General features: G+C 70.5%; 19 protein-coding genes. 3 read left to right on the top strand and 16 right to left on the bottom strand.

Annotated features, from left to right (window positions below):
* Positions 1-96: 96 nt before the first annotated feature.
* The 16 genes from ACFV15_RS42150 to ACFV15_RS42075 form a co-directional block, all read right to left on the bottom strand.
* Positions 97-960, bottom strand: a complete 864-nt coding sequence (locus ACFV15_RS42150; RefSeq protein WP_378358320.1) for a cell division protein FtsQ/DivIB — start codon at positions 958-960, stop codon at positions 97-99.
* Positions 961-2,364 carry a UDP-N-acetylmuramate--L-alanine ligase gene (murC, locus tag ACFV15_RS42145; RefSeq protein WP_378358318.1) on the bottom strand — a complete coding sequence of 468 codons (1,404 nt, stop codon included), beginning with the start codon at positions 2,362-2,364 and terminating at the stop codon, positions 961-963.
* Positions 2,357-3,481 carry an undecaprenyldiphospho-muramoylpentapeptide beta-N-acetylglucosaminyltransferase gene (murG, locus tag ACFV15_RS42140; protein ID WP_378358317.1) on the bottom strand — a complete coding sequence of 375 codons (1,125 nt, stop codon included), beginning with the start codon at positions 3,479-3,481 and terminating at the stop codon, positions 2,357-2,359. The genes murC and murG overlap by 8 nt, the downstream gene beginning before the upstream one ends.
* Positions 3,478-4,926 (bottom strand): putative lipid II flippase FtsW, encoded by a 1,449-nt coding sequence (ftsW, locus tag ACFV15_RS42135; protein WP_378358316.1) that lies wholly within the window; start codon positions 4,924-4,926, stop codon positions 3,478-3,480. The genes murG and ftsW overlap by 4 nt, the downstream gene beginning before the upstream one ends.
* Positions 4,913-6,310, bottom strand: a complete 1,398-nt coding sequence (gene murD, locus ACFV15_RS42130; RefSeq protein ID WP_378358314.1) for a UDP-N-acetylmuramoyl-L-alanine--D-glutamate ligase — start codon at positions 6,308-6,310, stop codon at positions 4,913-4,915. Before murD ends, ftsW begins: the two co-directional genes overlap by 14 nt.
* Positions 6,311-6,313: 3 nt before the next feature.
* Positions 6,314-7,396 (bottom strand): phospho-N-acetylmuramoyl-pentapeptide-transferase, encoded by a 1,083-nt coding sequence (gene mraY / locus ACFV15_RS42125; protein ID WP_370948282.1) that lies wholly within the window; start codon positions 7,394-7,396, stop codon positions 6,314-6,316.
* Positions 7,393-8,886, bottom strand: coding sequence for a UDP-N-acetylmuramoyl-tripeptide--D-alanyl-D-alanine ligase (gene murF, locus ACFV15_RS42120; protein WP_378358312.1), 1,494 nt, complete (start codon positions 8,884-8,886; stop codon positions 7,393-7,395). Before murF ends, mraY begins: the two co-directional genes overlap by 4 nt.
* Positions 8,883-10,412 (bottom strand): UDP-N-acetylmuramoyl-L-alanyl-D-glutamate--2,6-diaminopimelate ligase, encoded by a 1,530-nt coding sequence (locus tag ACFV15_RS42115; protein ID WP_378358322.1) that lies wholly within the window; start codon positions 10,410-10,412, stop codon positions 8,883-8,885. Before ACFV15_RS42115 ends, murF begins: the two co-directional genes overlap by 4 nt.
* Positions 10,413-10,657: 245 nt before the next feature.
* The gene (locus ACFV15_RS42110) at positions 10,658-12,634 is read right to left on the bottom strand and encodes a peptidoglycan D,D-transpeptidase FtsI family protein (protein WP_378358310.1); all 1,977 of its coding nucleotides are present in this window, start codon (positions 12,632-12,634) and stop codon (positions 10,658-10,660) included.
* Positions 12,634-13,320: a hypothetical protein gene (locus ACFV15_RS42105; RefSeq protein ID WP_378358309.1), complete on the bottom strand. Its 687-nt coding sequence runs from the start codon at positions 13,318-13,320 to the stop codon at positions 12,634-12,636. Before ACFV15_RS42105 ends, ACFV15_RS42110 begins: the two co-directional genes overlap by 1 nt.
* The gene (gene rsmH / locus ACFV15_RS42100) at positions 13,317-14,273 is read right to left on the bottom strand and encodes a 16S rRNA (cytosine(1402)-N(4))-methyltransferase RsmH (RefSeq protein ID WP_378358308.1); all 957 of its coding nucleotides are present in this window, start codon (positions 14,271-14,273) and stop codon (positions 13,317-13,319) included. The genes ACFV15_RS42105 and rsmH overlap by 4 nt, the downstream gene beginning before the upstream one ends.
* A 199-nt stretch (positions 14,274-14,472) precedes the next feature.
* The gene (mraZ, locus tag ACFV15_RS42095) at positions 14,473-14,904 is read right to left on the bottom strand and encodes a division/cell wall cluster transcriptional repressor MraZ (protein WP_091290869.1); all 432 of its coding nucleotides are present in this window, start codon (positions 14,902-14,904) and stop codon (positions 14,473-14,475) included.
* Between the two features lie 304 nt (positions 14,905-15,208).
* Positions 15,209-15,934: an ESX secretion-associated protein EspG gene (locus ACFV15_RS42090; RefSeq protein WP_378358307.1), complete on the bottom strand. Its 726-nt coding sequence runs from the start codon at positions 15,932-15,934 to the stop codon at positions 15,209-15,211.
* The gene (locus ACFV15_RS42085; RefSeq protein ID WP_378358306.1) at positions 15,931-16,494 is read right to left on the bottom strand and encodes a PE-PGRS family protein; all 564 of its coding nucleotides are present in this window, start codon (positions 16,492-16,494) and stop codon (positions 15,931-15,933) included. The genes ACFV15_RS42090 and ACFV15_RS42085 overlap by 4 nt, the downstream gene beginning before the upstream one ends.
* Positions 16,495-16,505: 11 nt before the next feature.
* The gene (locus ACFV15_RS42080; RefSeq protein ID WP_378358304.1) at positions 16,506-17,057 is read right to left on the bottom strand and encodes a DUF3558 domain-containing protein; all 552 of its coding nucleotides are present in this window, start codon (positions 17,055-17,057) and stop codon (positions 16,506-16,508) included.
* Positions 17,026-17,367 carry a hypothetical protein gene (locus ACFV15_RS42075; protein WP_378358302.1) on the bottom strand — a complete coding sequence of 114 codons (342 nt, stop codon included), beginning with the start codon at positions 17,365-17,367 and terminating at the stop codon, positions 17,026-17,028. The genes ACFV15_RS42080 and ACFV15_RS42075 overlap by 32 nt, the downstream gene beginning before the upstream one ends.
* 253 nt (positions 17,368-17,620) lie before the next feature.
* Here ACFV15_RS42075 and ACFV15_RS42070 point away from each other — a divergent pair, with 253 nt between their 5' ends.
* Genes ACFV15_RS42070 through ACFV15_RS42060 form a run of 3 tightly spaced genes read left to right on the top strand, consistent with a single transcriptional unit; the run spans position 17,621 to position 22,525 of the window.
* Positions 17,621-18,703: an AAA family ATPase gene (locus tag ACFV15_RS42070; protein ID WP_378358301.1), complete on the top strand. Its 1,083-nt coding sequence runs from the start codon at positions 17,621-17,623 to the stop codon at positions 18,701-18,703.
* Positions 18,704-18,718: 15 nt separating this feature from the next.
* A complete protein-coding gene (locus ACFV15_RS42065; RefSeq protein WP_378358299.1) occupies positions 18,719-19,993 on the top strand; it encodes a DUF58 domain-containing protein in 1,275 nt (424 codons plus the stop codon).
* Positions 19,994-22,525: a DUF3488 and DUF4129 domain-containing transglutaminase family protein gene (locus ACFV15_RS42060; protein WP_378358297.1), complete on the top strand. Its 2,532-nt coding sequence runs from the start codon at positions 19,994-19,996 to the stop codon at positions 22,523-22,525.
* Positions 22,526-22,558 lie beyond the last annotated feature (33 nt).

Below are 22,558 nucleotides of genomic sequence, written 5' to 3'. Positions count from 1 at the left end.
AGACTGCAACTGGGTGGGTCTGGTGGGCTCGGAGTTTTTTAAACGCCCCTGGGGGGGGGGGTTCCCCCCCCCCCCCAACGCTCACGAGTCCCGGGCTTACGAAACTGTGGGCAGCTCGGGGGCCGAGACGTCGTAGAGCTTGCCTTCTTGGGTGAGCAGCGCGGCCAGGACCTTGGCCTTGCGGTCCGTCTGGTCGGCGTCGCCCCAGCGCACCGTTTTCCCGCTCGTCAAAGTGAACTCGACGCTGCCAGGCGTCTTGGCCGAAGCCGAGACGATCTGCTTCTGCAGCTGAGGCGGGACGATGCCCAGCACCGCCGTGACCGCGCGGGTCACCGGGTCGTCTGCCGACACCAGAGGCAGCTTCAGCTCCGGAAGACCGGCCGGCTTTTCCTTCAACGTCTTGAAAACGACGCCGCCGCCGTCGACGAGGTGGAAGCCGTCGCCAGCCGGGCCGGTGTCGAAGAAGGCGATCGCCGCGCGCTCGGTCACCTTGATCTCGACCGTCGACGGCCAGGAACGGGAGACCTCGACCGTGGCGATTCCGGGCATCGTGGCGACTCGGTCACGGATTTCGTCGGTGTCGAGTCGTAGCATCGGTTTGTCCATCGGCGCCGCCGCGACCATGCGGACCTGGTCGGCGGAGACGCTCTGGGCGCCCACTACGAGAACCGAACGGAGGCCGAGCATCGAGCTGAAGAAAAGCAAATACGCGAAAGCCACGACGGTGAGCACGCTCAGCAGCGCGATCCACCGCCGCCGCAGGCCCGCCCGTTTGGCAGGCGAGGGGGCCGTGCGACGGCGTTCGGCGTCGGTGCGACGGCCGCGCCTGGCCCGCGCCTGCTCAGCGGGAGCGGCACCCGGGCGGCCCTCGGCGGGACGGCCCCCGCCAGGGCGGCCCTCACGGGGACGGCCCTCGCGTGGGCGCCCCTCACGCGGACGACGCTGGCCGGTGGCAGGCAACTAGACCCGCCGATCCAGCTCGGCGAGGATCTCCGGGCCCAGCTGCGTCACGTCGCCCGCGCCCATGGTCACCACCAGATCGCCGGGCTTCGCCAGGTCGGCCACCATCGGCGCCACGACGTCGAATGCGGGCTCGTAGTGCACGGGCACGCCGACGATCTGGTCGGCGATGAGCGCGCCGGTGACCCCGGGCTCCGGCTGCTCGCGCGCGCCGTAGACATCGAGGACGACGACCTCGTCCGCCAGCGCCAGCGCGGCGGCGAACTCGGCCGAGAACGTCTTGGTGCGCGAGTACAGGTGCGGCTGGAAGACCACGACCACGCGGCCGGTGCCCGCCGAGTGCCGGACGGCGCGCAGCTGCGCGGCGACCTCGGTCGGGTGATGGGCGTAGTCGTCGTAGACGCGGACGTCGGCGGCACGGCCCTTGAACTCGAAGCGGCGGCGCACGCCACCGAACGCGGCGAGGCCCTCGGCCAGCCCGTCGATCGGCGCGCCCAGCTCGACACCGGCGAGCAGCGCGGCGACCGCGTTGAGCGCCATGTGCTCACCCGGCACCGCGACCCGGACCTCGAACTCCTTGCCCTGCAAGGAGATGCGGACGATCCCGCCCTCGGGGCCCGGCGTGTAGCCGAGCACGCGCGCGTCGTCGGAGCCGGAAACGGTGCGGCCGTAACGCCGGACGCGCACGCCCTCGGCGGCCGCCTTGTCGGCGAGCTCGGCCGCGGGCACGTCGTCCGCACACACGATGAGCAGGCCGCCGGGCTCGATCCGCCGCACGAACTCGGTGAAGATCGCGACGTAGGCCTCGGCCGTGCCGTGGTGGTCCAGGTGATCGGGCTCGACGTTGGTCACGACCGCGACCGACGGCGAGTAGGTCAGGAACGAGCCGTCGCTCTCGTCGGCCTCGGCGACGAAGATGCCGCCGGTGCCGTGGTGCGCGTTCGCGCCGGACTCGTTCAGGTCGCCGCCGATGGCGAACGAGGGGTCGAGCCTGCAGTGCTGCAGCGCGACGGTCAGCATCGACGTGGTCGACGTCTTGCCGTGCGTGCCCGCGATGCAGGCGACCCGGTGGCCTTCCATCAGCCCGGCCAGCGCCTGCGCGCGGTGCAGCACGGTGATGCCACGGGCCCGCGCGGCCACCAGCTCCGGGTTGGTGTCCTTGATCGCCGTCGACACGACGACGGCCGACGGGCCGCCCTCGAAGGCGTCCAGGTTCTCGGCGCTCTGCCCGATGGCGATCTCGGCGCCCTGCGCGCGCAGCGTCAGGAACGCGCGCGAGTCCTTGGCGTCGGAGCCGGACACCTTCGCTCCCCGCGCGAGCAGGATGCGCGCGATGCCGCTCATCCCGGCACCGCCGATGCCGATCAGGTGAGCCCGGCTCAACACGTCAGGGACCTCAGACACCGCAAGCCTCCAGCACGATCTTCGCCAGCACCTCGTCGGCTTCCCGGTGACCCAGGCCCACCGCCGCGGCGCTCATCTTCTTCACCCGCTCGGCGTCGGTCACCAGCGGCACGACCAGCTCGGCCACCTTGGCCGGGGTGAGGTCACCGTCGGCGACCATCAGCGCCGCGCCCGCGTCGACCGCGGGCTGGGCGTTGATCGCCTGTTCGCCGTTGCCGTGCGGCAGCGGGACGAACACCGCGGGCAGCCCGACCGCCGACACCTCGGCGGCGGTCATCGCGCCCGAGCGGCACACGACGACATCGGCCGCAGCGTAGGCCAGATCCATCCGCTCCAGGTACGGAACCGGCACATAGGCGGGTTTACCGGGGAATTCCTGCACGACCAGCGTGTTCTTCGGCCCGTGCGCGTGCAGCACGCCGATGCCCGCGTCCGCGAGCTCCTTGGCGGCGCCCGACAGCGCTTCGTTGATCGACCGCGCGCCCTGCGAGCCGCCGAACACCAGCAACGTCGGCGCGGCCGGGTCCAGCCCGAAGAACTCACGGGCCTCGGCACGCAGCGCGGCGCGGTCGAGCGAGGTGATCGACCGGCGCAGCGGGATGCCGACGACCTCGGCGCCCGGCAGCGGTGTGCCAGGCACGGCCACGGCGACGCGCTTGGCGAACCGCGCGCCGACCTTGTTCGCCAGGCCGGGCGACTTGTTGGCCTCGTGCACCACGATCGGCGTCCGGCCGCGCGCCGCGAGGTACGCGGGCAGCGCGACGTAACCGCCGAAGCCGACCACGACGTCCGCGCCGACCCGCTCCAGCACGGCGCGGGTCTGCTTGACCGAGTCGCGGACCTTCAGCGGCATGCGCAGCAGCTCGGTGGTCACCTTGCGCGGCATCGGCACCGGCGGGATCAGCTCCAGCTGGTAGCCGCGCGCCGGGACCAGCTTGTTCTCCAGGCCTCGTTCGGTGCCCAGCGCGATGACCTTCGCGTCCGGGCGCAGCCGCATCACCGCGTCAGCGAGTGCGAGTGCCGGTTCGATATGTCCTGCGGTGCCGCCCCCAGCAACCACAACCGTCGGCGCCTTGCCTGCGGCCGATCTCTCGGCACCCTTGACGGGCTCGCTCACTTACGACCTCTCCGTTTGACCTGACCACGTGTGGCGGTGGATCTCCTGCCCGGTTCGCGGACCGACCGGCGCCGTTCCTGCGCCGGAGCGGGCCTCGCGACCCGCGCCGCCGGCCGTGCCGCCTTGCCCGCGGCCCGCGCGGACACCTTGCGCTTGGCCGGTGGGCGGTACGGGTCGGGAGCCGGGATCCGGAGCAGGCGTCCGAATTTACCCGGCCCCTGTGAACGCAGTGCGGCCACCGCCTCGGGTTCGTGCCTGGCCGCGTTGGCGAGGATGCCGAGGATCAGCATGGTCACCACCAGTGACGTGCCACCGGCGGAGATCAACGGCAGCGTGACACCGGTGACCGGCAGCAGGCCGACCACGTAGCCGATGTTGATGGCGGCCTGCGCGACGAGGAACACCGTCAGCGTGCCCGCCACGATCCGGATCCACGGGTCGATGTTGCGGGTGGCGATCCGCAGCCCGACGATGGCGAGCCCGGCGAACAGGCACAGCACGACCGCGCAGCCGATGAACCCGAGCTCCTCGCCGATCAGCGCGAAGATGAAGTCGTTGTGCACGTTGGGCAGGTAGTTGTACTTCGACGGCCCCTGCCCGAGGCCGCGGCCGAACAGCCCGCCGTCGGCGAGCGCGTACTTCGCCTGCAGCGCCTGGTACGACGACCCCTTGGTGTCGGCGTCCGGCGACAGGAACGAGAGCACGCGGTCGAGCCGGTACGACGAGATCAGCGCCAGCACGATCGCGCCGGCGATACCGCCCGCGAAGATCACGCCGAACAGCCGTTTCGGCGCGCCCGCGAACCACAGCAGCGCGAACAGGACCACCGCGAGGGTGATCGTGCCACCGAGGTCGGGCTGCGCCATGACCAGCGCGAACATCAGCAGCGCCGCGGGCACCACCGGGACCATCAGGTGACGCCACTGGTTGAGCACGTTGTACTTCATCACCAGGATGTGCGCGCCCCACAGCGCGAGCGCCACCTTCGCGAACTCGACCGGCTGGAACGACACGAACCCGCCGATGTCGAACCAGCCCTGCGAGCCGAAGTGCTTGCTGCCGAGCGGGGTGAGGACCAGCACCAGCAGCAGCACACTGCCGAGCATCGCCATCGACACGAACTGCCTGATCCGCTTGAGCGGCACGCGCAGGCCGATCAGGAACACGATCGACCCGATGATCACGAAGATCACGTGCTTCTTGAACAGGCCGTACGCGCCCGCACCGGTCTTCGGGTCGACCGAGGCCACCGAGGACGCCGAAAGCACCATCACGACGCCGATCACGCCGAGCAGGCCGGTCAGCGCCAGCACCAGGTGGAACGAGGCGAGCGGCCGGGACAGCCACGCGGTCAGCGCGCTGCGGACCGCGGTGAACCCGCGCTCGGCACGCTGCCTGCGGCGTCTTTCCGGTCTGGCCTGCGGCTCCTGCTCAACCGCCGTCATGGGTGGGCTCCCCGGCGAGACGATGAACCGCCGAGGCGAACGCGTCACCGCGATGCCCGTAGCCGCGGAACATGTCCAGCGACGCAGCGGCTGGCGCGAGCAGGACGACGTCACCAGGACGTGCCATCTTGCTGGCCGAGTGCACCGCTGCGGTCATGGGGTCATCGTCACCCGAAGGAAGCGTCTGAAGGGGGACATCCGGCGCGTGTCGGCTGACTGCGGCGGCGATCACGGGTGAATCGACGCCGAGTAGCACAACACCGCGCAGCCTGCCAGCGATCGAGGCCACGAGTTCCTCGACCGAAGCGCCCTTGAGCTGGCCGCCCGCGATCCACACGATGTCGGCGTGCGCGTGCAGCGAGCCACTCGCCGCGTGCGGATTGGTGGCCTTGGAGTCGTTGATGTAGCGGACGCCGCCGACCTCGGCGATCTCCTGCGCGCGGTGCGGCGCGGGCTGGTACTCGTGCAGGCCCTTGAGGATGTCCTCCGGCGAGACGCCGTGCGCCCGCGCGAGCGCGGCGGCGGCGAGCGCGTTGGCCACGTTGTGCGGACCGGCGGGACGCACGTCGGCCAGTGTCGCGAGTTCCTCGGCCGCGTGCACGGGGTCCGGCACGAAAGCGCGGTCCACCAGCAGGTCTTCGACGATGCCGAGCTCGCCCGGCTTGGGCGTGTCGAGCCGGAAACCGACCCGGACGGCCTCGTCCGAGGCGTTTTCGGCGGCGAGGCGCCGCGACCACTCGTCGTTGAGGTTGTGCACGACGTGCTTCGAGTGGGTGTGGATCTTGCCCTTGGCGCGGGCGTACTCGTCCATCGAGCCGTGCCAGTCGATGTGGTCCTCGGCCAGGTTCAGCACGACCGACGCGAGCGGGGCCAGCGTCGACGACCAGTGCAGCTGGAAGCTCGACAGCTCCACGGCCAGCACCTCACGGCCCTCGAGCACCGCGTCCAGCACCGCGTAGCCGACGTTTCCGCAGGCCACGGCGTCCGCGCCGGAGGCACGCAGCATCGACTCCAGCATGCCGACCGTGGTGGTCTTGCCGTTGGTGCCGGTGATGGCGAGCCATGCCGGCGGCTTCTCGCGGGTCTGGCCGATCCGCCAAGCCAGCTCGACGTCCCCGATGACCTCGACACCCTGCCCGGCAGCTGCGACCAGCAGCGGCGACGTCGGCCGCCAGCCGGGGCTCGTCACGACCAGCGTGGTGCCCGCGGGCGGCTCGGTGAGCCCTGGCGCCAGCTCGGCGCCAAGGCCTTCGAGTTCCGCGAGACGCTCGGCGTTGCCGTCGGTGACGGTGACCTGGGCGCCCTGCGCGGTGAGCGCGCGGACCACCGACTTGCCGGTGACCCCCGCGCCCGCGACCAGAACCTGGGCTCCGGCGAGATCCACTGCTTATCCTCCGACGCCGAGTTGCTCGCTGTAGAACAGGCCGAGACCGAACATGCAGCAGATGCCGGACAGCAGCCAGAAGCGGATGATGACCGTGGTTTCCGCCCACCCGGCGAGTTCGAAGTGGTGATGGAACGGCGCCATCCGGAACAGCCTTCGCCTGGTGGTCCTGAAGACCGCGATCTGCGCGACCACCGAGATCATCTCGACCATGAACAGGCCGCCGATGACGATGGCGAGCAGCTCGGTGCGGGTGGTCATCGACAGCCCGGCGACCAGGCCGCCCAGCGCCAGCGAACCGGTGTCACCCATGAAGATCTTGGCAGGCGCGGCGTTCCACCAGAGGAAGCCGACGCAGGCGCCGGTGGCGGCGGCGGCGACCACGGCCAGGTCCAGCGGGTCGCGGACGTTGTAGCAGGCCGGCTGGACGGCGTCGGCGCAGCTGAGCCTGGCCTGCCAGAACGCGATGACCACGTACGTCGCGAGCACCATCGCGGCGGAACCGCCCGCGAGACCGTCGAGGCCGTCGGTGAAGTTCACCGCGTTCGACCAGCCGGAGATCACGATGTAGCAGAAGATGATGAAGAAGACCGACGGGAACGCGATCAGCGCCAAGTCACGCGTGTACGAGAGGCTCTCCGACGCGGGGGTGAGCCCGTGCGAGTCGGCGAAGTTCAGCGCGAGGATCGCGAACACGATCGCGACGACCAGCTGGCCGACCAGCTTCGCGGTCTTGTTCAGGCCGAGGTTGCGCTGCTTGCGGATCTTGATGAAGTCGTCGAGGAACCCGACGACACCCAGCGCGACCGCGAGGAACAGCACCAGCAGACCGGACGCCGACGGCGACGCGCTCTTGGAGCCGCTCATCCACTGGATGAGGTGCGCGACGAAGTAGCCGACCACCATGGCGAGCACGATGGCCACACCACCCATGGTCGGCGTACCGCGCTTGGACTTGTGACCTGCCGGGCCTTCCTCGCGGATCTCCTGGCCGAAACCCTGCCGCGAGAACACCCTGATGAGGTAGGGCGTGAGCAGGATGGAGACCAGCAGGCCCGCGGCGGCCGCGATCAGGATGCTGATCACGCGTCACCACCGTTCGAGCGTTCGTGGGATTCAGGGGAGAGAAGAGCATCGGCCACCCGCCAGAGCGCGGCGGCCTTGGAAGCCTTGACGAGGACCACGTCCTGTGGCCGGAGCTGATCATGCAGTAACGCCACCGCGGCCTCGACGTCGGGTACCAGCATCGATTCCTCGCCCCAGGAGCCTTCCTGGGTGGCGCCGTGATGCATGGGGGCGGCCGCTGAACCTTCAGCGCCGATCACGACGAGCTTCTTGATGTTCAGCCGGACGACCAGCCGCCCGATCTCGTCGTGCGCGGTCACCGAGTCCGAGCCGAGCTCGCCCATCACGCCGAGCACGGCCCAGGATCGGCGGCCCTCGCTCATCGACGCGAGCGTCTTGAGCGCGGCGCGCATGGACTCCGGGTTGGCGTTGAAGGAGTCGTTGACGACCGTGACGCCGTCGGCGCGCGTGGTGACCTCCATGCGGCGCGCGGAGCGCCGCTCGACGGCCGAAAGCCACGCGGCGACGTCGTCGGCCGAAGCGCCGAGTTCGAGCGCGACAGCGGCGGCTGAGAGCGCGTTGCCGACGTGGTGCTCGCCGAACAGCGGCAGCTTGACGTCGGCCTCGCCCACGGGGGTGACGAGCCGGAAGGAGGCACGGGCCTGATCGTCGAGGGTCACGTTCGCCGCGCGGACCTGGGCCGACGGGCTTTCGCCGACGAAGACCACGCGGGCCTTCGTGCGGCTCGCCATGGCCGCGACCAGCGGGTCGTCGGCGTTGAGGATCGCGACGCCGTCCTCGGGCAGCGCCTCGACGAGCTCGCCCTTGGTCTTGGCGATGCCCTCGCGCGAGCCGAACTCGCCGACGTGCGCGGTGCCGACGTTGAGCACGACACCGATCTTCGGCGGCGCGATGGCGGCCAGCTCGGCGATGTGGCCGGGTCCGCGCGCGGACAGCTCGAGCACGAGGTGACGGGTGGTCGCGTCGGCGCGCAGCGCGGTCCACGGGTGGCCGAGTTCGTTGTTGAACGACCCCGGCGGCGCGATGGTGGCGCCGAGCGGCTCCAGCACCTGCGCGATGAGGTCCTTGGTCGAGGTCTTGCCGGACGAGCCGGTGACGCCGACGACGGTCAGGTGGTCGCCGGAGAGCGTCTTCACGACGTGGCGGGCGAGCTTGCCGAGCGCGGCCAGCACGGCGGCGCCGGCGCCATCCTTGTCGCCGGTCAGCGCGACCGAGCGCTCGTGGGCCTCGCCGTCGGCCAGCGGCGGCACGATGACCGCGGGCGCGTCGACCTCGCGGGCGGCGAGCACGGCGACCGCGCCGGACTCGATCGCCTTGGCCGCGAAGTCGTGCCCGTCGACCTTCTGGCCGGGCAGCGCGAGGAACAGCCCGCCCGGCGTCAGCTGCCGGGAGTCGAACTCCACGGACCCGGTGACCCGTGGCGTGCCGTCGGTGTTGTGCAGACGACCGCCGACGACCTCGGCGATCTCGGCCAGGCTCAGCTCGATCACACACTCACCTCTTGGAATTTTCTGATGGCCGCTTCGAGCTCGTCGCGGTCGGAGAAGGGGTGCACGACCCCGTGGATCTCCTGGCCGCTCTCGTGGCCCTTGCCCGCGATGAACACGACGTCGCCCGGCTGGGCCAGTTCGACGGCGCGGTTGATGGCCTCGCGGCGGTCGCCGATCTCGACGACCTCACCGCCGTCTGCCGCTGTGCGCGCGCCTTCGAGCATCGCGGCGCGGATCGCGGCCGGGTCCTCGGAGCGCGGGTTGTCGTCGGTGATGATCAGGATCTCGCTGCGCTGCGCTGCGGCCTCCCCCATCATCGGGCGCTTGGCGGTGTCACGGTCGCCGCCGCAGCCGAGCACGGTGATGATCCGGCCGTCGGCGCGGGCACGCAGCGCGTCCAGGCCCTGCGCCACGGCGGCGGGCTTGTGCGCGTAGTCGACGACCGCGGTGAACGGCTGGCCCAGGTGGACCCGCTCCATCCGGCCGGGCACGGAGACGGTGGCGAGCCCGGTGAGGATGTGGCCCAGCTCGACACCCGCGCTGTCCAGGATGGCGGCCGCGAGCACGGCGTTGGCCACGTTGAACGCGCCCGGCATCGGGATGGTGGCCCGCACGGGCCCGCTGCCGGGGCTGTGCAGCACGAAGTTCTGCTCCCCGGTCGGCAGGCTGACCAGTTCGGTCGCGTGCCAGGCGGCGCCGGCGTCTTCGAGCGAGACGGTGACCGTGTGCGGGGTGACCAGCTTGCGGCCCCACTCGCCGTCGATCACCACTACCTCGGTGGTCGACCGGCCGTCGAACAGCAGCGCCTTGGCCGCGAAGTAGTCGTCCATGTCGCGGTGGAAGTCCAGGTGGTCCTGCGACAGGTTGGTGAACGCGCCGACCGCGAACCGGGTGCCGTTGGCCCTGCCGAGCGCGAGCGCGTGGCTGGAGACCTCCATCGGCACGTGCGTGACGCCCGCTTCGGCCATCACGGCCAGCAGCGCCTGCAGGTCGGGCGCCTCCGGCGTGGTGAACCCGCTGGCGAGCCGCTCACCCGCGATCCGCGTCTCGACCGTGCCGATCAGGCCGGTGGTCCGGCCGGCGGCGGCGAGGCCCGCGTCGATCAGGTAGGCGGTGGTGGTCTTGCCCGAGGTGCCGGTGACACCGAGGACCGACAGCTTCAGCGACGGCTCGCCGTAGATCCAGGCGGCGACCGAGCCCAGCACCTGGCGGGGCTCCGGGTGGATCAGCACCGGGACGGGGGCGTCGCGCAGGAACCGTGCGCCCTGTTCGTCGGTGAGCACGGCGGCGGCGCCGGCGGCGATCGCGTCGGCGGCGAACTCGGCGCCGTGCACCCTGGCGCCCGGCAGCGCGGCGAACAGGTCGCCGGGCAGTACGTGCTGCCCGCGCAGGGTCGCGCCGGTCACCACCACGCCGTCGGAGTGGTCACCGTCCGAGGACAGGCGCGCGTCGGCGCGAGCGAGCAGCGTCGTGAGCGCCACCGGTTCGATCCTGGCCGGGCGCGGCGGCGGAGCCACCGCCTTCACCGGGCTGTCCGGGACCCGTGCGTTCGGATCGTTGTTGACAGACACAGCACGAGAGGCTATCCCGTTCGCATTCGGGTGAAGAAAGGCGGTACGGCGTATGCCGCCACCGATCTTCGCCGTGGTATGGGACCTGCCAACCTGCGTTGTGCGGTAAGGAAAACCGCCCCGAAGCGCACGAACGCCTCTTTCACAACGCCAAACGTTGTGAAAGAGGCGTTCATTTCGTGCCGCGACCATGCGAAGCGTCAGCCGACGACGAGCGGGACCACCGGGGCCGGGCCGTCGGACAACGGCAGGTTGTAGCGCTGCGTCAGATACGAAGCGATGTCGTGGAACAGCGGTCCTGCCGAGTGCCCGATCGGCAGCGTGGTGTCCGGCGCGTCCAGCCGGATGCCGACCACGAAGCGCGGGTGATCCGCGGGCAGTATCCCGGCGAAGGTGATGTTGTACAGCTGGTTGCTGTACGCCTTCGTGCGCGGATCGACCTGCTGCGCGGTGCCGGTCTTGCCGGAGACCTGGTAGCCCTCCAGCGCGGCCGTCGGGGCGGTGCCGCTGTTCTGGCCCTTCCCCTTCTGCGTCACCGCGCGCATCATGTCGCGCACCGTCTTCGCCGTCTGCGGGTTGACGACCTCGACCCGTTTCGCGGGGTTTTCGGCGACGCGGGTGCCGTCGGGGTTGACCTTCGCGCGGATGATGCGGGGTTCCACGCGGACGCCGTCGTTGGCGATCGTCTGGTACAGCCCCGCCATCTGCACGACGGTCATCGAAAGTCCCTGGCCGATCGGCAGGTTGCCGAACGTGGTCCCGGACCACTGCTTCTGATCTGGCACGAAACCGGCGCTCTCACCGGGCAGGCCGATGCCGGTCTTCTGCCCGAGCCCGAACTTCTTCAGCAGGTCGGCGTACCTCTCGGGGCCGAGCTGCTGGGCGAGCAGCAGCGTGCCGATGTTGGACGACTTCGCGAAGATGCCGGTGGTGGTGAACTGCTGGGTGCCGTGCGCCCACGCGTCGCGGACGGTCTTGTCCGCCACCTGCAGCGAACCCGGCACCGAGGTGACCGACTCCGGCGTCGCGATGCCCGCGTCGATCGCGCCGGTCGCGGTGACGATCTTGTTGACAGAGCCCGGTTCGAACGGGTTGGACACCGCGGGGTTGCCCATCCGCTCGGTGGTGCGGGTGTCCTTGTCGTTGGGGTCGAAGGTGTTGTCGTTGGCCAGCGCGTAGACCTCGCCGGTCTTCGCGTCCATGATCACCGCGCTGCCGCCCTTGGCGTGCGACTCGGCGACGTAGGCCGAAAGCTTGCTCTGCAAGTCGTATTGCAGGTCGGCGTCGATGGTCAGCTCGAGGCCCGCACCGGGGATGGCGGGCTGCACATCGCGCTCGGTGCCGGGGATGACGACGCTGTCCTTGCCGTTCTGCGAGTCCGCGGTCATCCGGCCGGGCGTGCCCGCGAGTTCGTTGTCCCGCAGCAGTTCCAGCCCGGTCAGCCCGTGCACGTTGTGCTTCGACGGCGTCGGGTCGTCGGAGCGCCAGTTGGCCAGTCCGACGATGTTGGCCGCGAGCGAACCGCCGGGATACTCACGCTTCGCCTGCGGCTCGGCCACGATCGACGGGAACTTCTTGGCGATGTCGAGCGCCACCGACGGCTCGACGTCGGTGATGAGATAGGTGAACGACTGGTCCTTGTGGAACTTGTCGAGCAGTTCGCGCTCGGTGATCCGCTGGTCCAGCTTCTCCGAGATGTACTTGGCCGCGGCGGCGACCTCGGTCTCGAAGTTACGGCCCTTGGTGGGGTTCTTGGCCGCGTACTCGTCCCATGTCTTGTGCATCTGCTTCAAGTTCACCGACAGCGCCCGTGTCTCCACGCTGAACGCCAGCTTGACGCCGTTGCGGTCGGTGATGGCTCCGCGCTGCGCCGGGATGGTGATCTCGGTCGAGCGCTGTTTCGCCGCCGCCTCGGCCAGCGTGGTGGCCTCGAAACCTTGGACCTGGACCAGTTTCAGCCCGGCGATGACCATCAGCACGACCAGTCCGATGCGCACCCCGGAGAACCGGCTGCGCGTGCCGCCGGTGCTCCGCTTGGCCGCGGCCTTGCGCGTGCCCGCGGTGTAGGTCCGGCGCGCGGTGGCGCGCGGCGCGACGACACCCCGGCGCGCGGTCCCGCCGCGCACTCCGGCGGTGGCACGGCCTCTGGACGACGCGCGAGGCGTCGGCTTCCGCATTACTGTCCTCCGGCGTCCGGTTCCGCTGGCACGGCTGGCTGGTCGCCCTCGATGGGCGCGTCCTGCTGGGTTCCCTCGGCAGGCGCGACCGGCGGGGCCGCCTGCTGGGTCGGCGTCACCGCGCCGTGCACCTTCTTCGGCTCGCCGACCACGCGGGTCGTCCCGTCGGGCGCGACCACGATGCGCGCCGGGTCGCCGCCGGGCACCATGCCGAGTTTCTTGGCCTCCTCGGCCAGCTTCGACGCCGACTCCGCCTGCGTGACGCCGCGCTGCAGTTGCTCGGCGAGTTCGACGGTGCGCGCGTTCTCGTTCTTGAGCTGCTCCAGCCGGTACGAGTCGGCGATGGCCTGCGTCGAGAGCCACAGCGTGGCCGCGACGCCCGCGACGAGCAGGCCCATCATCATCAGCACGAACGACGCGCGCGACTTGGGCAGCCGCAGGAGCTTCAGCTTGAGCTTGACCTTCGGCTTCGCGGGCTCCGCCTCGACCGGCTCGGCCTCGGCTTCGCGCTGCAGCAGGTCGGCACGCTGCGCGCGCCGGGCGTAGGCACGCTCGGCGGCGGTGGTCCGCCCACCGCGCGTCCGGCGCGCGGGCGGGGCTTCTTCGGTCGTCGTCTCGTCGACTTCGGCGGCTCGGGTGCGCTGGCGCGTCGACGACGAACGGCGGGTTTTCGCGGGGGCGGTCATCTGGCTGCCTCTCCGATCCGCTCAGCCGCGCGCAACCGCACGGAGGCGGCGCGCGGGTTGCGCTCGATTTCTCCTTCGTCGGCCTTTTCGGCCCCTCTGGTCAGCAGTTTCAGCTCAGGTCCGTGTCCGGGCAGCTCCACCGGGAGCCCTTCCGGCGTCCGGGATTTCGCGAGTTCGGCGAGCGCCTGCTTGACCATCCTGTCCTCAAGGGACTGATAGCTCTCGATCACGACGCGCCCGCCCATGGCGAGTGAACCCAGCGCGGCAGGCAACGCGCGGCGCAGCACTTCGAGCTCGCCGTTGACCTCGATCCGCAGCGCCTGGAAGGTGCGCTTGGCCGGGTGGCCGCCGGTGCGCCTGCTCGCCGCGGGCACCGCGTCGTAGAGCAGCTCGACCAGCCGCCCGCTGTTCGTGAACGGCTCGCGTTCCCGTTCCGCCACAACGGATTTGACGATCCGCTGGGCGAAGCGCTCCTCGCCGTACTCGCGCAGGATCCGCATCAGGTCACGCGGCTCATAGGTGTTCAGCACGTCGGCGGCGGTGAACCCGGTGGTCGGGTCCATGCGCATGTCGAGCGGCGAGTCCTTGGAGTACGCGAAACCACGCTCCGCCCTGTCGAGCTGCATCGACGAAACGCCGAGGTCGAACAGGATCCCGTCCACACGGGACAGTCCGAGCCCTTCGAGCGCTTCGGGCATCTGGTCGTAGACGGCGTGCACGAAGTCCACGCGGTCACCGTGCTTCGCGAGCCGCTCGCCCGACTTCTCCAGCGCGGCCGGGTCACGGTCGAGCGCGACCAGGCGCAGCATGGGGAACGCGGTCAGCAGCGCGTCGGAATGGCCGCCGAGGCCTACGGTCGCGTCGACGAGCACGGCGGCGCGATCGGTGAACACCGGAGCGAAGAGCTCGACGATGCGGTCCAGCAGAACCGGAACATGTTCAGGTGTGGTCATAACGGAGCTCCCCCTCCTTTCAGGCCGTACTACGAAGAGCCTTGGTTACACGGATGCCGTCAGGTCCCTGTCCGCCTGCCGGGAACCTGGTGCCGGGGAAGGTGCACCAGGGCCTTGAGCGGACAGAGGCCTCACGGCATCCGTGTGGCAGGACGAACCCCCACCCCCCGACGGCGTGGGTGCGCCACCTGCCTGGCGGCTAAAAGACGCCCGGCAGAACTTCGTCTCTGGCCTTCGCGTAGCTGTCCTCGTGTTCGTCCAGGTAGCCCTGCCACGCTTGGGCGTCCCAGATCTCCAACCTGGTGATCGCTCCGATCACCACGCACTCCTTGTTGAGCCCCGCGTACCGCCGGAGCTCGGGCGCGATCGCGACGCGCCCCTGTCCATCAGGTCGCTGTTCGTCCGTCCCGGCGAAGAGATAGCGCTGGTAGGCCCGAACCGCCTCGTTGGTGAACGGGGCTTCGGCGACCTTGCGTGCCATCTGCTCGAACTCGGCCCGCGGGAAGACATAGAGGCAGTGGTCCTGCCCCTTGGTGACCATCAACCCACCGGCCAGTGCGTCGCGGAACTTCGCAGGCAGCGTGAGCCGCCCCTTGTCGTCCAGCTTCGGGGTGTGGGTGCCGAGGAACATCGGCCACCACCTCCCAGGGGCTTCCCTTCTGCCCCACTGCGCACCACCGTACCCCACTTTTCACCACAGTCAACGCGACAAACCCCGTCACCACTCTCTAGTGTCACGCGTTTTCGCAGGTCAGCCTTGTGGGGCGCGGTGGGGGCCCGGTGGGGGACGGTGGCGAACATCCCCCATGCCGGGGGCGACGCAACCCTCGGTAGGCCCCGCGCGTCCGTGTTCCCCCGCCCGGATCCACCCGTTCGCCCCACCCGGTGGGCGAAAGTGGGGAAGGTGGGGCACCCGCCCTGGCTACCGGGGCCGCTCAGTCGTCGGTGGCGAGGAGGGAGGCGAGGCGGGAGGTGAGGCGGGGCGCGTCGGCGGGGGCGACCGTGATCCAGTCGCCGCCTCGGCCGGGCGCGATCGAGCCGAAGTACGAGCCGACGTCCGTGCTGAACCAGCTCACACCGCCCGCGCGGCGCAGGCCGTCGCGGTCGCGGACGCGCACCGTGAACTGCCCGGCGCTGTAGACCGGCCGGGCTTGGATCGCGTGGACCTCGCGCATCTGACGTTCATACGAACCCGTGCGCGAGCCGGAAACCCCGCTCAGCACCTCCGAGGGCAGGCTCACGCCATAGCCAGGACCTGGCTCTAGCTCGGGCAAAACGTCCACGATCGCCGAGAACAGATCCGACTCGCGGATCTCCGAAAGGCCGATCGTCCGGTCCGGCTGCGTGGCCAGCACCGCGCGCCTCCCCCGCGCCGCCGCGACCGCGCGGAACGGCGACTCGGCCGTCATGTCCGCCAGCGCCTCGGACTCGACGTAGACATCGGCCGAAGCCAGCACGGCGAGCCGGGATTCGAGCGCCTCGTCGAGCGCGCCGGCGTCGAACAGGCCGCGCTCGGCGAGATTGTCGTAAACATCGCGGCGGATCTCCGCGCGCTCGGCTTCGGTCGCGCCGACACTGCGCAGCTCGAGCGGGCCTGGCGGGGCGCCGTGCCCGAGGTCGGCCCACAGGACGTCGAACGCCGAGGCCGAGACCCGGATCAAGACGTCCCCAGCGAGGGCGGCCGGTCGAACGACGGCTGCCCGGCGAGCTGGCCGAGCGCGGAGTCACGGGTGTTCATCACGTCGATGGCGCGACGGCGAGCCGCTTCCGAGGCCGCCCGCCGGTCCGCCATCGCGTCGGCGAGCCCGGCCATGGCCACCAGGCTGCCGCTCGCGGCGGCCGTGCGGATCATCCCGGCCGGGTCGTAGTCCACCGGCGGCGGCATGTCGGCTCGCGCCCGCGCCGCCACCCCGGCCTGCTGGCCGACGGATTCCGCGACCGATGCCGAGACCGAGACCGCGTGGTCGAGCCAGGCGGTCGCCCTGGTCAGCGCGCCGCGCATGGCGTCGCCGCCCGCGCCCTGCCACTGCTCTTCGCTGTGCGCCGAGAACGCGGCGAACGACAGCCTCGACTCCGCGAGCCGCTCCGCCAGCTCGCCCCACTGGCCGCCGATCTCCCCCGCCGCCGCCGGGTCGTTGCCGTCCGCGACCTCGGCCGCCATCGCCTGGTGGCTGTACCACTCGTACCGCACGTCCGCGGCGGGCACCGCACGTTCGACCATCGCAGTGGCTCCTAGGGGAGTTTCGGTTCGATCAGTTCCGCGACCGTCGCGGCGCGCTCGCAGGCGAGCCCGGTGTCGCTGAAGGTGGTGTTGCTGACGTCGACCTGCACGGACGCGGAGTCCCCGACGCCGAGCAGCACGGCGCAGGTGCCGTCGGCCGCCTTGCGGTCGGCGGCCTCGATCGCCTGATGAGAGCCGACCTTCGTGTTCTTGGCCGTCTTCTTCGCGAGCTGGAGGTCGGCGAGGCCGTTGCGCCCGTCGAGGGTGATGGTGACGCCGAACTTGCCGGTCTCGGTCCAGTCGCACGCACGGGTCGGGCCGATCGGCTTCGCCTTGCCGAGCGAGGTCAGCCCGGCCTCGGACCGTTCCGCTGGCGTGAGCAGCTCGCACGGGTTGAGCGGATCCAGCGGCGAGAGCAGCTCGGCGCTCCCGGACGTGGTGACGGGAATGAGCGACGCACCCGGCTCGATCACGCGGGTGGCCGGGGAAGCACCACAGCCTGCCAAGAGCAGCGCCAGCGGCAGCAGTCGTTTAACCGCCAATGCAATCCACACCCACTTCATCCTGGGCCTGGTACTTCTTCAGCGCCTTGGCGATCTGGTTCTTGAGCGTCTCGAGCTCACGCCCGAAATCGGTGAGCGCTTCGACGGCCGATCCGCTCTTGCCGATCCCGTAGCCGGCCATGAACCGGCCGATCTCGGCGGCGTAGCCTCCGCCGAGCGGAACGGAGCGGCCGAGCACCTTCGCGTGGCGCACCATCTCGCCGACGACGTCCTGCAGTTCGGCGATCTGCTTGTACGCGTCCGCGGCCAGCTCCGGCGCCACCGCGAACGAACCGATCCCCGGTTTGCCTTGCACACCTACCACGGTCATGTCGCTCATGTGCGGTTACGCCTCTCCGTAGTCGAGCGAACCCGTAGGGCAGCATACGACAGGACACAGCGCATCCGGGAGATCCCAGAATCGGGTGACATGGTCACCCACATGTACTAAACCCAGTGATAACTTACCGTGATCGCAGGGTTGTTCCACCTAGTTCGCCCGAGTTTGACACACTTCGTGGCAGGCTCATTGCTGCGCCGACAGCAACTAAGACTTATAGAGCCACGCGGCACCAGGAGGTCGAGTGACGTCGAGAACACAGTCTGCGACTCCCCAGGGGGAGCAGACGACCGAGCAAGCGCAGTACGAGGAGTACAGCGCTGACTCGGTAAGCGGCCAGAGCAACGGCAGCCTGCCCGTCGGCGGCAGAGCCTCGCTCGACGAGCTGCACGAGACAGCGCGACGCATCGCCGCCAACGTGGAAAGAGTGCTGGTCGGCAAGCCCGACGTGATCCGGATCGCGCTGGTCACCCTGTTGGCTGAAGGCCACCTCCTGGTCGAGGACGTGCCGGGTGTCGGCAAGACGTCGCTGGCCAAGGCGCTGGCGCGGTCGATCGACTGCACGGTGAGCCGCATCCAGTTCACCCCCGACCTGCTCCCGAGCGACGTCACCGGTGTGTCCATCTACAACCGGCAGACCGGCGAGTTCGAGTTCCGGCCAGGCCCGGTCTTCGCGAACATCGTCGTCGGCGACGAGATCAACCGCGCCTCGCCGAAGACGCAGTCCGCGCTGCTCGAATGCATGGAAGAGCACCAGGTCACGGTCGACACCAGCACCTACCACCTCGACGAGCCGTTCATGGTGATCGCCACCCAGAACCCGATCGAGATGGAAGGCACCTACGCGCTGCCGGAGGCGCAGCGCGACCGGTTCACCGCGCGGGTGTCCATCGGCTACCCGGACCTGCAGGCCGAGCTTTCGATGGTCGACGAGCACGCGGGCCACAACCCGCTCAAGGACCTGGAGCCGGTCTCCGACCGCGAGACGATCCAGCGCCTGATCGAGACCGTGCGCGGCGTCCACATGTCGCCGGAGGTGCGCCGGTACGCCGTCGAGCTGGCGGCCGCGACCAGGCAGATCCCGGAGATCCGCCTGGGCGCCTCCCCGCGTGCCACCCTGCAGCTGGTCCGCGCGGCCCGCGCGCAGGCGGCGCTGTCCGGCCGCGACTTCGTGGTACCCGACGACCTGCACTCGGTCGCGGTGCCGGTGCTCGCGCACCGGCTGGTGCTGACCACCGAGGCGCACGCCGCCCGGCGGTCCGCCACCGACGTCGTGCGCTCCGTGCTGCACCGCGTTCCCGTGCCCCAGGGCGCATCGCACCGCTGACATTGAAGAAGGAAGATGCTGCGCGCACTCTCCGGCCTGACCACGCGGGGCCGCTGCCTACTAGCCGCTGGAGTGGCCGCCGCGGCGTGCTCCGTGGTGCTGAACGAGCGTGACCTGCTCCGCGTCGCGATGTTCGTCGTCGCGCTGCCACTGCTGGTGGCCGGCTTCATCGCGCTGACCCGGCTGAAGATCGGCGCGGCGCGCAAGCTGCTGCCGGAGCGGGTCTCGGTCGGCTCGGTCGGCGAAGTCCAGCTCGACCTCTGGCGGCACGGCAGGCTCCCGGCGGGCGAGGTGCTGCTCGAGGACGGCGTCCCGTACGCGCTCGGCGCCAGGCCCCGGTTCGTGGTGGAACGTCTCCCCCACGACCGGCCGGTCGGCCTGCGGTACCCGATCCAGCCGGTGCTGCGCGGTATCCAGCAGGTCGGGCCGCTGCGCGCGACGATCACCGACCCGTTCGGGCTCTGCGAGTTCGAACGGGAACTGATCGGTCACTCGCGGCTGGTCGTGGTGCCGAAGGTGGTCGGGCTGTTCGGCCTGCCCAGCGGCGCCGGGATCGGCGCGGGCGACGACGGCAGCATCCGGCTGCACGCGGGCCAGGGCGAGCCGGACGTCATCGTGCGGCAGTACCGCACCGGTGACGACCTGCGGAAGGTGCACTGGCGGTCGACCGCGCGGCGTGACGAGATCATGGTCAGGGTCGAGGAGCGGCCGTGGCGCGGCGGCACCACGGTGCTGCTCGACCATCGCGCCGCGGCGCACCACGGCGCCGGTCCCGCCGCCAGCCTGGAGTGGGCGGTCTCGTTCGCCGCTTCGGTCTGCCTGCATCTGCGCCGCTCCGGGCACCGGGTCCGCCTGGTCACCGAGCACGGCCAGACGCTGGCGGACACCCCCGGCGAAGGCGGGGAGCACTACGACAACATCGTGCTCGACGCGCTGGCCGCGTTGCAGCCGGCGCACCAGCGCGACATCACGCTCGGCGCGGACCCCGCCGAGGGCCAGGAGCTGATCGCCGTGCTCGGCACCGTCAGCAACGACTCCGTGCGCGAGCTGACCCAGTACCGCCCGCGCGGCATCCGCAGTCTCGCCGTGCTGCTCGACACCCCGACCTGGGGCGGTTCGCTCAACGCGCCCGGCCATCGCGCCACGGCCACCGAGGAGTCGATCGCGATCCTGCAGGCGGCCGGCTGGGGTGTGGTGGTCGCCGACCCGGTCACGCCGATGCAGCAGGTGTGGGCCGAGCTGTGCCAGACGGCCACCCGTCGCGGCACCCTGATCGGGGGATCGTTTTAGATGAGCACGGCTACCGAACTGCACACACCGACCGAGCGTCCGGTGCCGCAGCCGACGGCGTGGAACAGCTCCGTGCTCGCGCCGGTCGCCGCCGGGGTCGCGACGCTGTGCGCGTCGACCTCGCTGACCGGGGTGATCACCGGCTGGGCCTGGCTCGGCTACATCTTCGTGGCGATCGTGCTGGTCGCCTGCACCGGCTTGGCGCTGCGGTCGCTGCGCGCGCCGACGGTCGTCGTCGGGCTCGCGCAGCTGGTGGTGCTGGCGTTCCTGGTGACGGGTTCGTTCACCACCACCGGCATCTTCAAGATCATCCCGGGCCCCGCCGCGTTTTCCGAGCTGGGCGACGTCCTCGGCGCCGCGGCCGAGCAGATCCGCACCACGCTCCCGCCCGCCGACGCGAGCCCGCCGCTGCTGGCGCTGATCACCATGTCGATCGGGCTGGTCGCGATCCTGATCGACACGCTCGCCGTCGCCGCGGCCGCGCCGGCCGCGACCGGGCTGGTCCTGCTCTGCGTCTACGCGGTGCCCGCGTCACTGTCCGACGAGATGTTGCCGTGGTGGACCTTCCTGCTCGGCGCCGGCGCGTTCGCCGGCCTGCTCGCGATCGACGGCAACCACCGGCACCGCCGCTGGCGCAACCGTGACGCGCCGGGGCTCGGCAACTCGCCGGGCACCGTGGCGACCCCGGTCGCCGTGGTCAGCCTGGCGCTGGTACTCGGCCTGGTCGTCGGCACCGCGGTGACCGGCGTCGGCACGGTCGGCGCGCTGCCGGGCGGATCGGGCAACGGCAAGGGCGGCAACCGCACCGGTGGCTACGGCGTCGCCCCGTTCACCCAGATGCGCGGCCTGCTCGACCAGGGCACGACGGCGGAGCTGTTCAAGGTCCGCGGGCTCGGCAACGAGAAGCACCTGCTGCGCGCGTTCACGCTCGACACCTACAAGCCCGACGGAGACGACGCGGGCTGGCGGATGGGCAACAACGGCAAGATGAACGGCAACCTGCGTGCCGACATGCCGTCACTGCCGCCCTCGCCGGGCGACGACGGCACCGGGGCCCCCGTCCCGATCCAGATCCAGCCGACCAACTGGGTCGACTACTGGCTGCCGATGTTCGGCGCGCCCCGTGCGATCCAGGGCATCGGCGAAGGCTACTTCTACGACCAGACGATCGGCGCGGTCTTCAGCCTCACCCAGTCCAGCTCCGGCCCCTACACCGAGCTCGCCTCGCTCAAGGAGCCGACGAAGGACGAGCTGCGCGAGGCGGACACGGCCTCCGGTCAGGTCGCCGAGACCTACACCGCCATCTCCGGGATCAATCCCCAGGTGGGCGCGCTGGCGCGGCAGATCACCGAGAACGCCTCGAACAACTTCGACAGGGCGTCGGCGCTCTGGCGGTTCTTCACCGAGTCGAACGGCTTCGTCTACGACACGAAGACCGCCCCCAAGACCAGCCCCGACGGACTGGCCGACTTCGTGCTGCGCGGCAAGCGGGGCTTCTGCGAGCAGTTCGCCTCCGCGATGGCCGTCATGCTGCGCTCGCTCGGCATCCCGTCACGGGTCGCGATCGGGTTCACCCCCGGCGTGCCGACCGCCGACTACCTGGCGATCACCACGAAGGACGCGCACGCCTGGGTCGAGGTCTACTTCGGCGACAAGGGCTGGGTCAGCTTCGACCCGACCCCGCTCTCCGACGGCCGCGGCTACATCCCGTCCTACCTGCGCAGCGACACCCAGGGCACGAGCACCGCGACCGAGGATCCCGAAGAGAAGCCGTCCAAGGCCTCCAGTTCGGCGCCTGCCACCGGTGTCCCGGCGACCACCGCGGGCGGCAACTCCAAGTCCGACAAGGATGAGCCGGTCTGGCCGATCATCGTGGCCGGGATACTGGGGCTGCTCGCACTGCTGCTGACCGGCTTGGTGATCTTCTTCGCCATCCGCCATCTGCGTTCGATGGAAAAGGCGCCCGCCGGCCAGAAGCCGCCGGACAGCGAGCCGGCCGACCCCGGTGCGAAAGCCCCGCTCGGCCCGCAGGTGACGAACTGGCTGCCGCTGGCGGCGGCCGGGTTGTGGGTCGCGGCGCTCGGCTTCCTCGCGGCGTGGCTCTCGGTCTGGTTCGCGGCGCTGCTGGTGCTGACCGTGGTAGTGGTCGGCGCGCCTGCCCTGATCCGTGACTTCACCAGGCGACGGCGTCTCCAGGCCATCGCCAGCCACTCTCCCGCGGCCGCCGACGCTGCCTGGCAGGAACTGATGGCCGAGTGCACCGACCGTGGTCTCCCGATCCCGGAGAGCGACACCGTGCGCGTCGCGGGCCAGAAGCTCGCCCAGAAGCACCACCTGGACGACGAGGGCCGCGAAGGCTTGCGCACGGTCATCGGCGTGGTCGAGCGCTCCTGGTACAGCGAAGGCAGCCCCATGGACCCTCGGCTCGACCCGGCCTTCGACGGCCTGCGCCGCAGCCTGCGCCGCAACGCCCCGATGTCCTGGAAAGGCCGTCTGTTCCCGAAGAGCATCTTCCGCCGTAAGAAGCCTTAAGAAGCGGTTAGACGGCGAAGGCCCCCTCGGAAC

It is taken from the genome of Amycolatopsis sp. NPDC059657 (assembly GCF_042734395.1).
In the GTDB taxonomy this organism is placed as follows: domain Bacteria; phylum Actinomycetota; class Actinomycetes; order Mycobacteriales; family Pseudonocardiaceae; genus Amycolatopsis.
Note: the sequence above shows the minus strand (reverse complement) of the source record. Positions and strands in the feature narration are given on the sequence as shown.

What these genes read in the sequence shown, in the direction of transcription:
- rsmH (WP_378358308.1), bottom strand. Translation starts at nt 14,273, where the DNA reads ATGACCACACCTGAACATGTTCCGGTTCTGCTGGACCGCATCGTCGAG.
- ACFV15_RS42105 (WP_378358309.1), bottom strand. Translation starts at nt 13,320, where the DNA reads ATGACCGCCCCCGCGAAAACCCGCCGTTCGTCGTCGACGCGCCAGCGC.
- ACFV15_RS42110 (WP_378358310.1), bottom strand. Translation starts at nt 12,634, where the DNA reads ATGCGGAAGCCGACGCCTCGCGCGTCGTCCAGAGGCCGTGCCACCGCC.
- ACFV15_RS42080 (WP_378358304.1), bottom strand. Translation starts at nt 17,057, where the DNA reads ATGAAGTGGGTGTGGATTGCATTGGCGGTTAAACGACTGCTGCCGCTG.
- ACFV15_RS42060 (WP_378358297.1), top strand. Translation starts at nt 19,994, where the DNA reads ATGAGCACGGCTACCGAACTGCACACACCGACCGAGCGTCCGGTGCCG.
- ACFV15_RS42065 (WP_378358299.1), top strand. Translation starts at nt 18,719, where the DNA reads ATGCTGCGCGCACTCTCCGGCCTGACCACGCGGGGCCGCTGCCTACTA.
- ACFV15_RS42075 (WP_378358302.1), bottom strand. Translation starts at nt 17,367, where the DNA reads ATGACCGTGGTAGGTGTGCAAGGCAAACCGGGGATCGGTTCGTTCGCG.
- ACFV15_RS42085 (WP_378358306.1), bottom strand. Translation starts at nt 16,494, where the DNA reads ATGGTCGAACGTGCGGTGCCCGCCGCGGACGTGCGGTACGAGTGGTAC.
- mraZ (WP_091290869.1), bottom strand. Translation starts at nt 14,904, where the DNA reads ATGTTCCTCGGCACCCACACCCCGAAGCTGGACGACAAGGGGCGGCTC.
- ftsW (WP_378358316.1), bottom strand. Translation starts at nt 4,926, where the DNA reads ATGACGGCGGTTGAGCAGGAGCCGCAGGCCAGACCGGAAAGACGCCGC.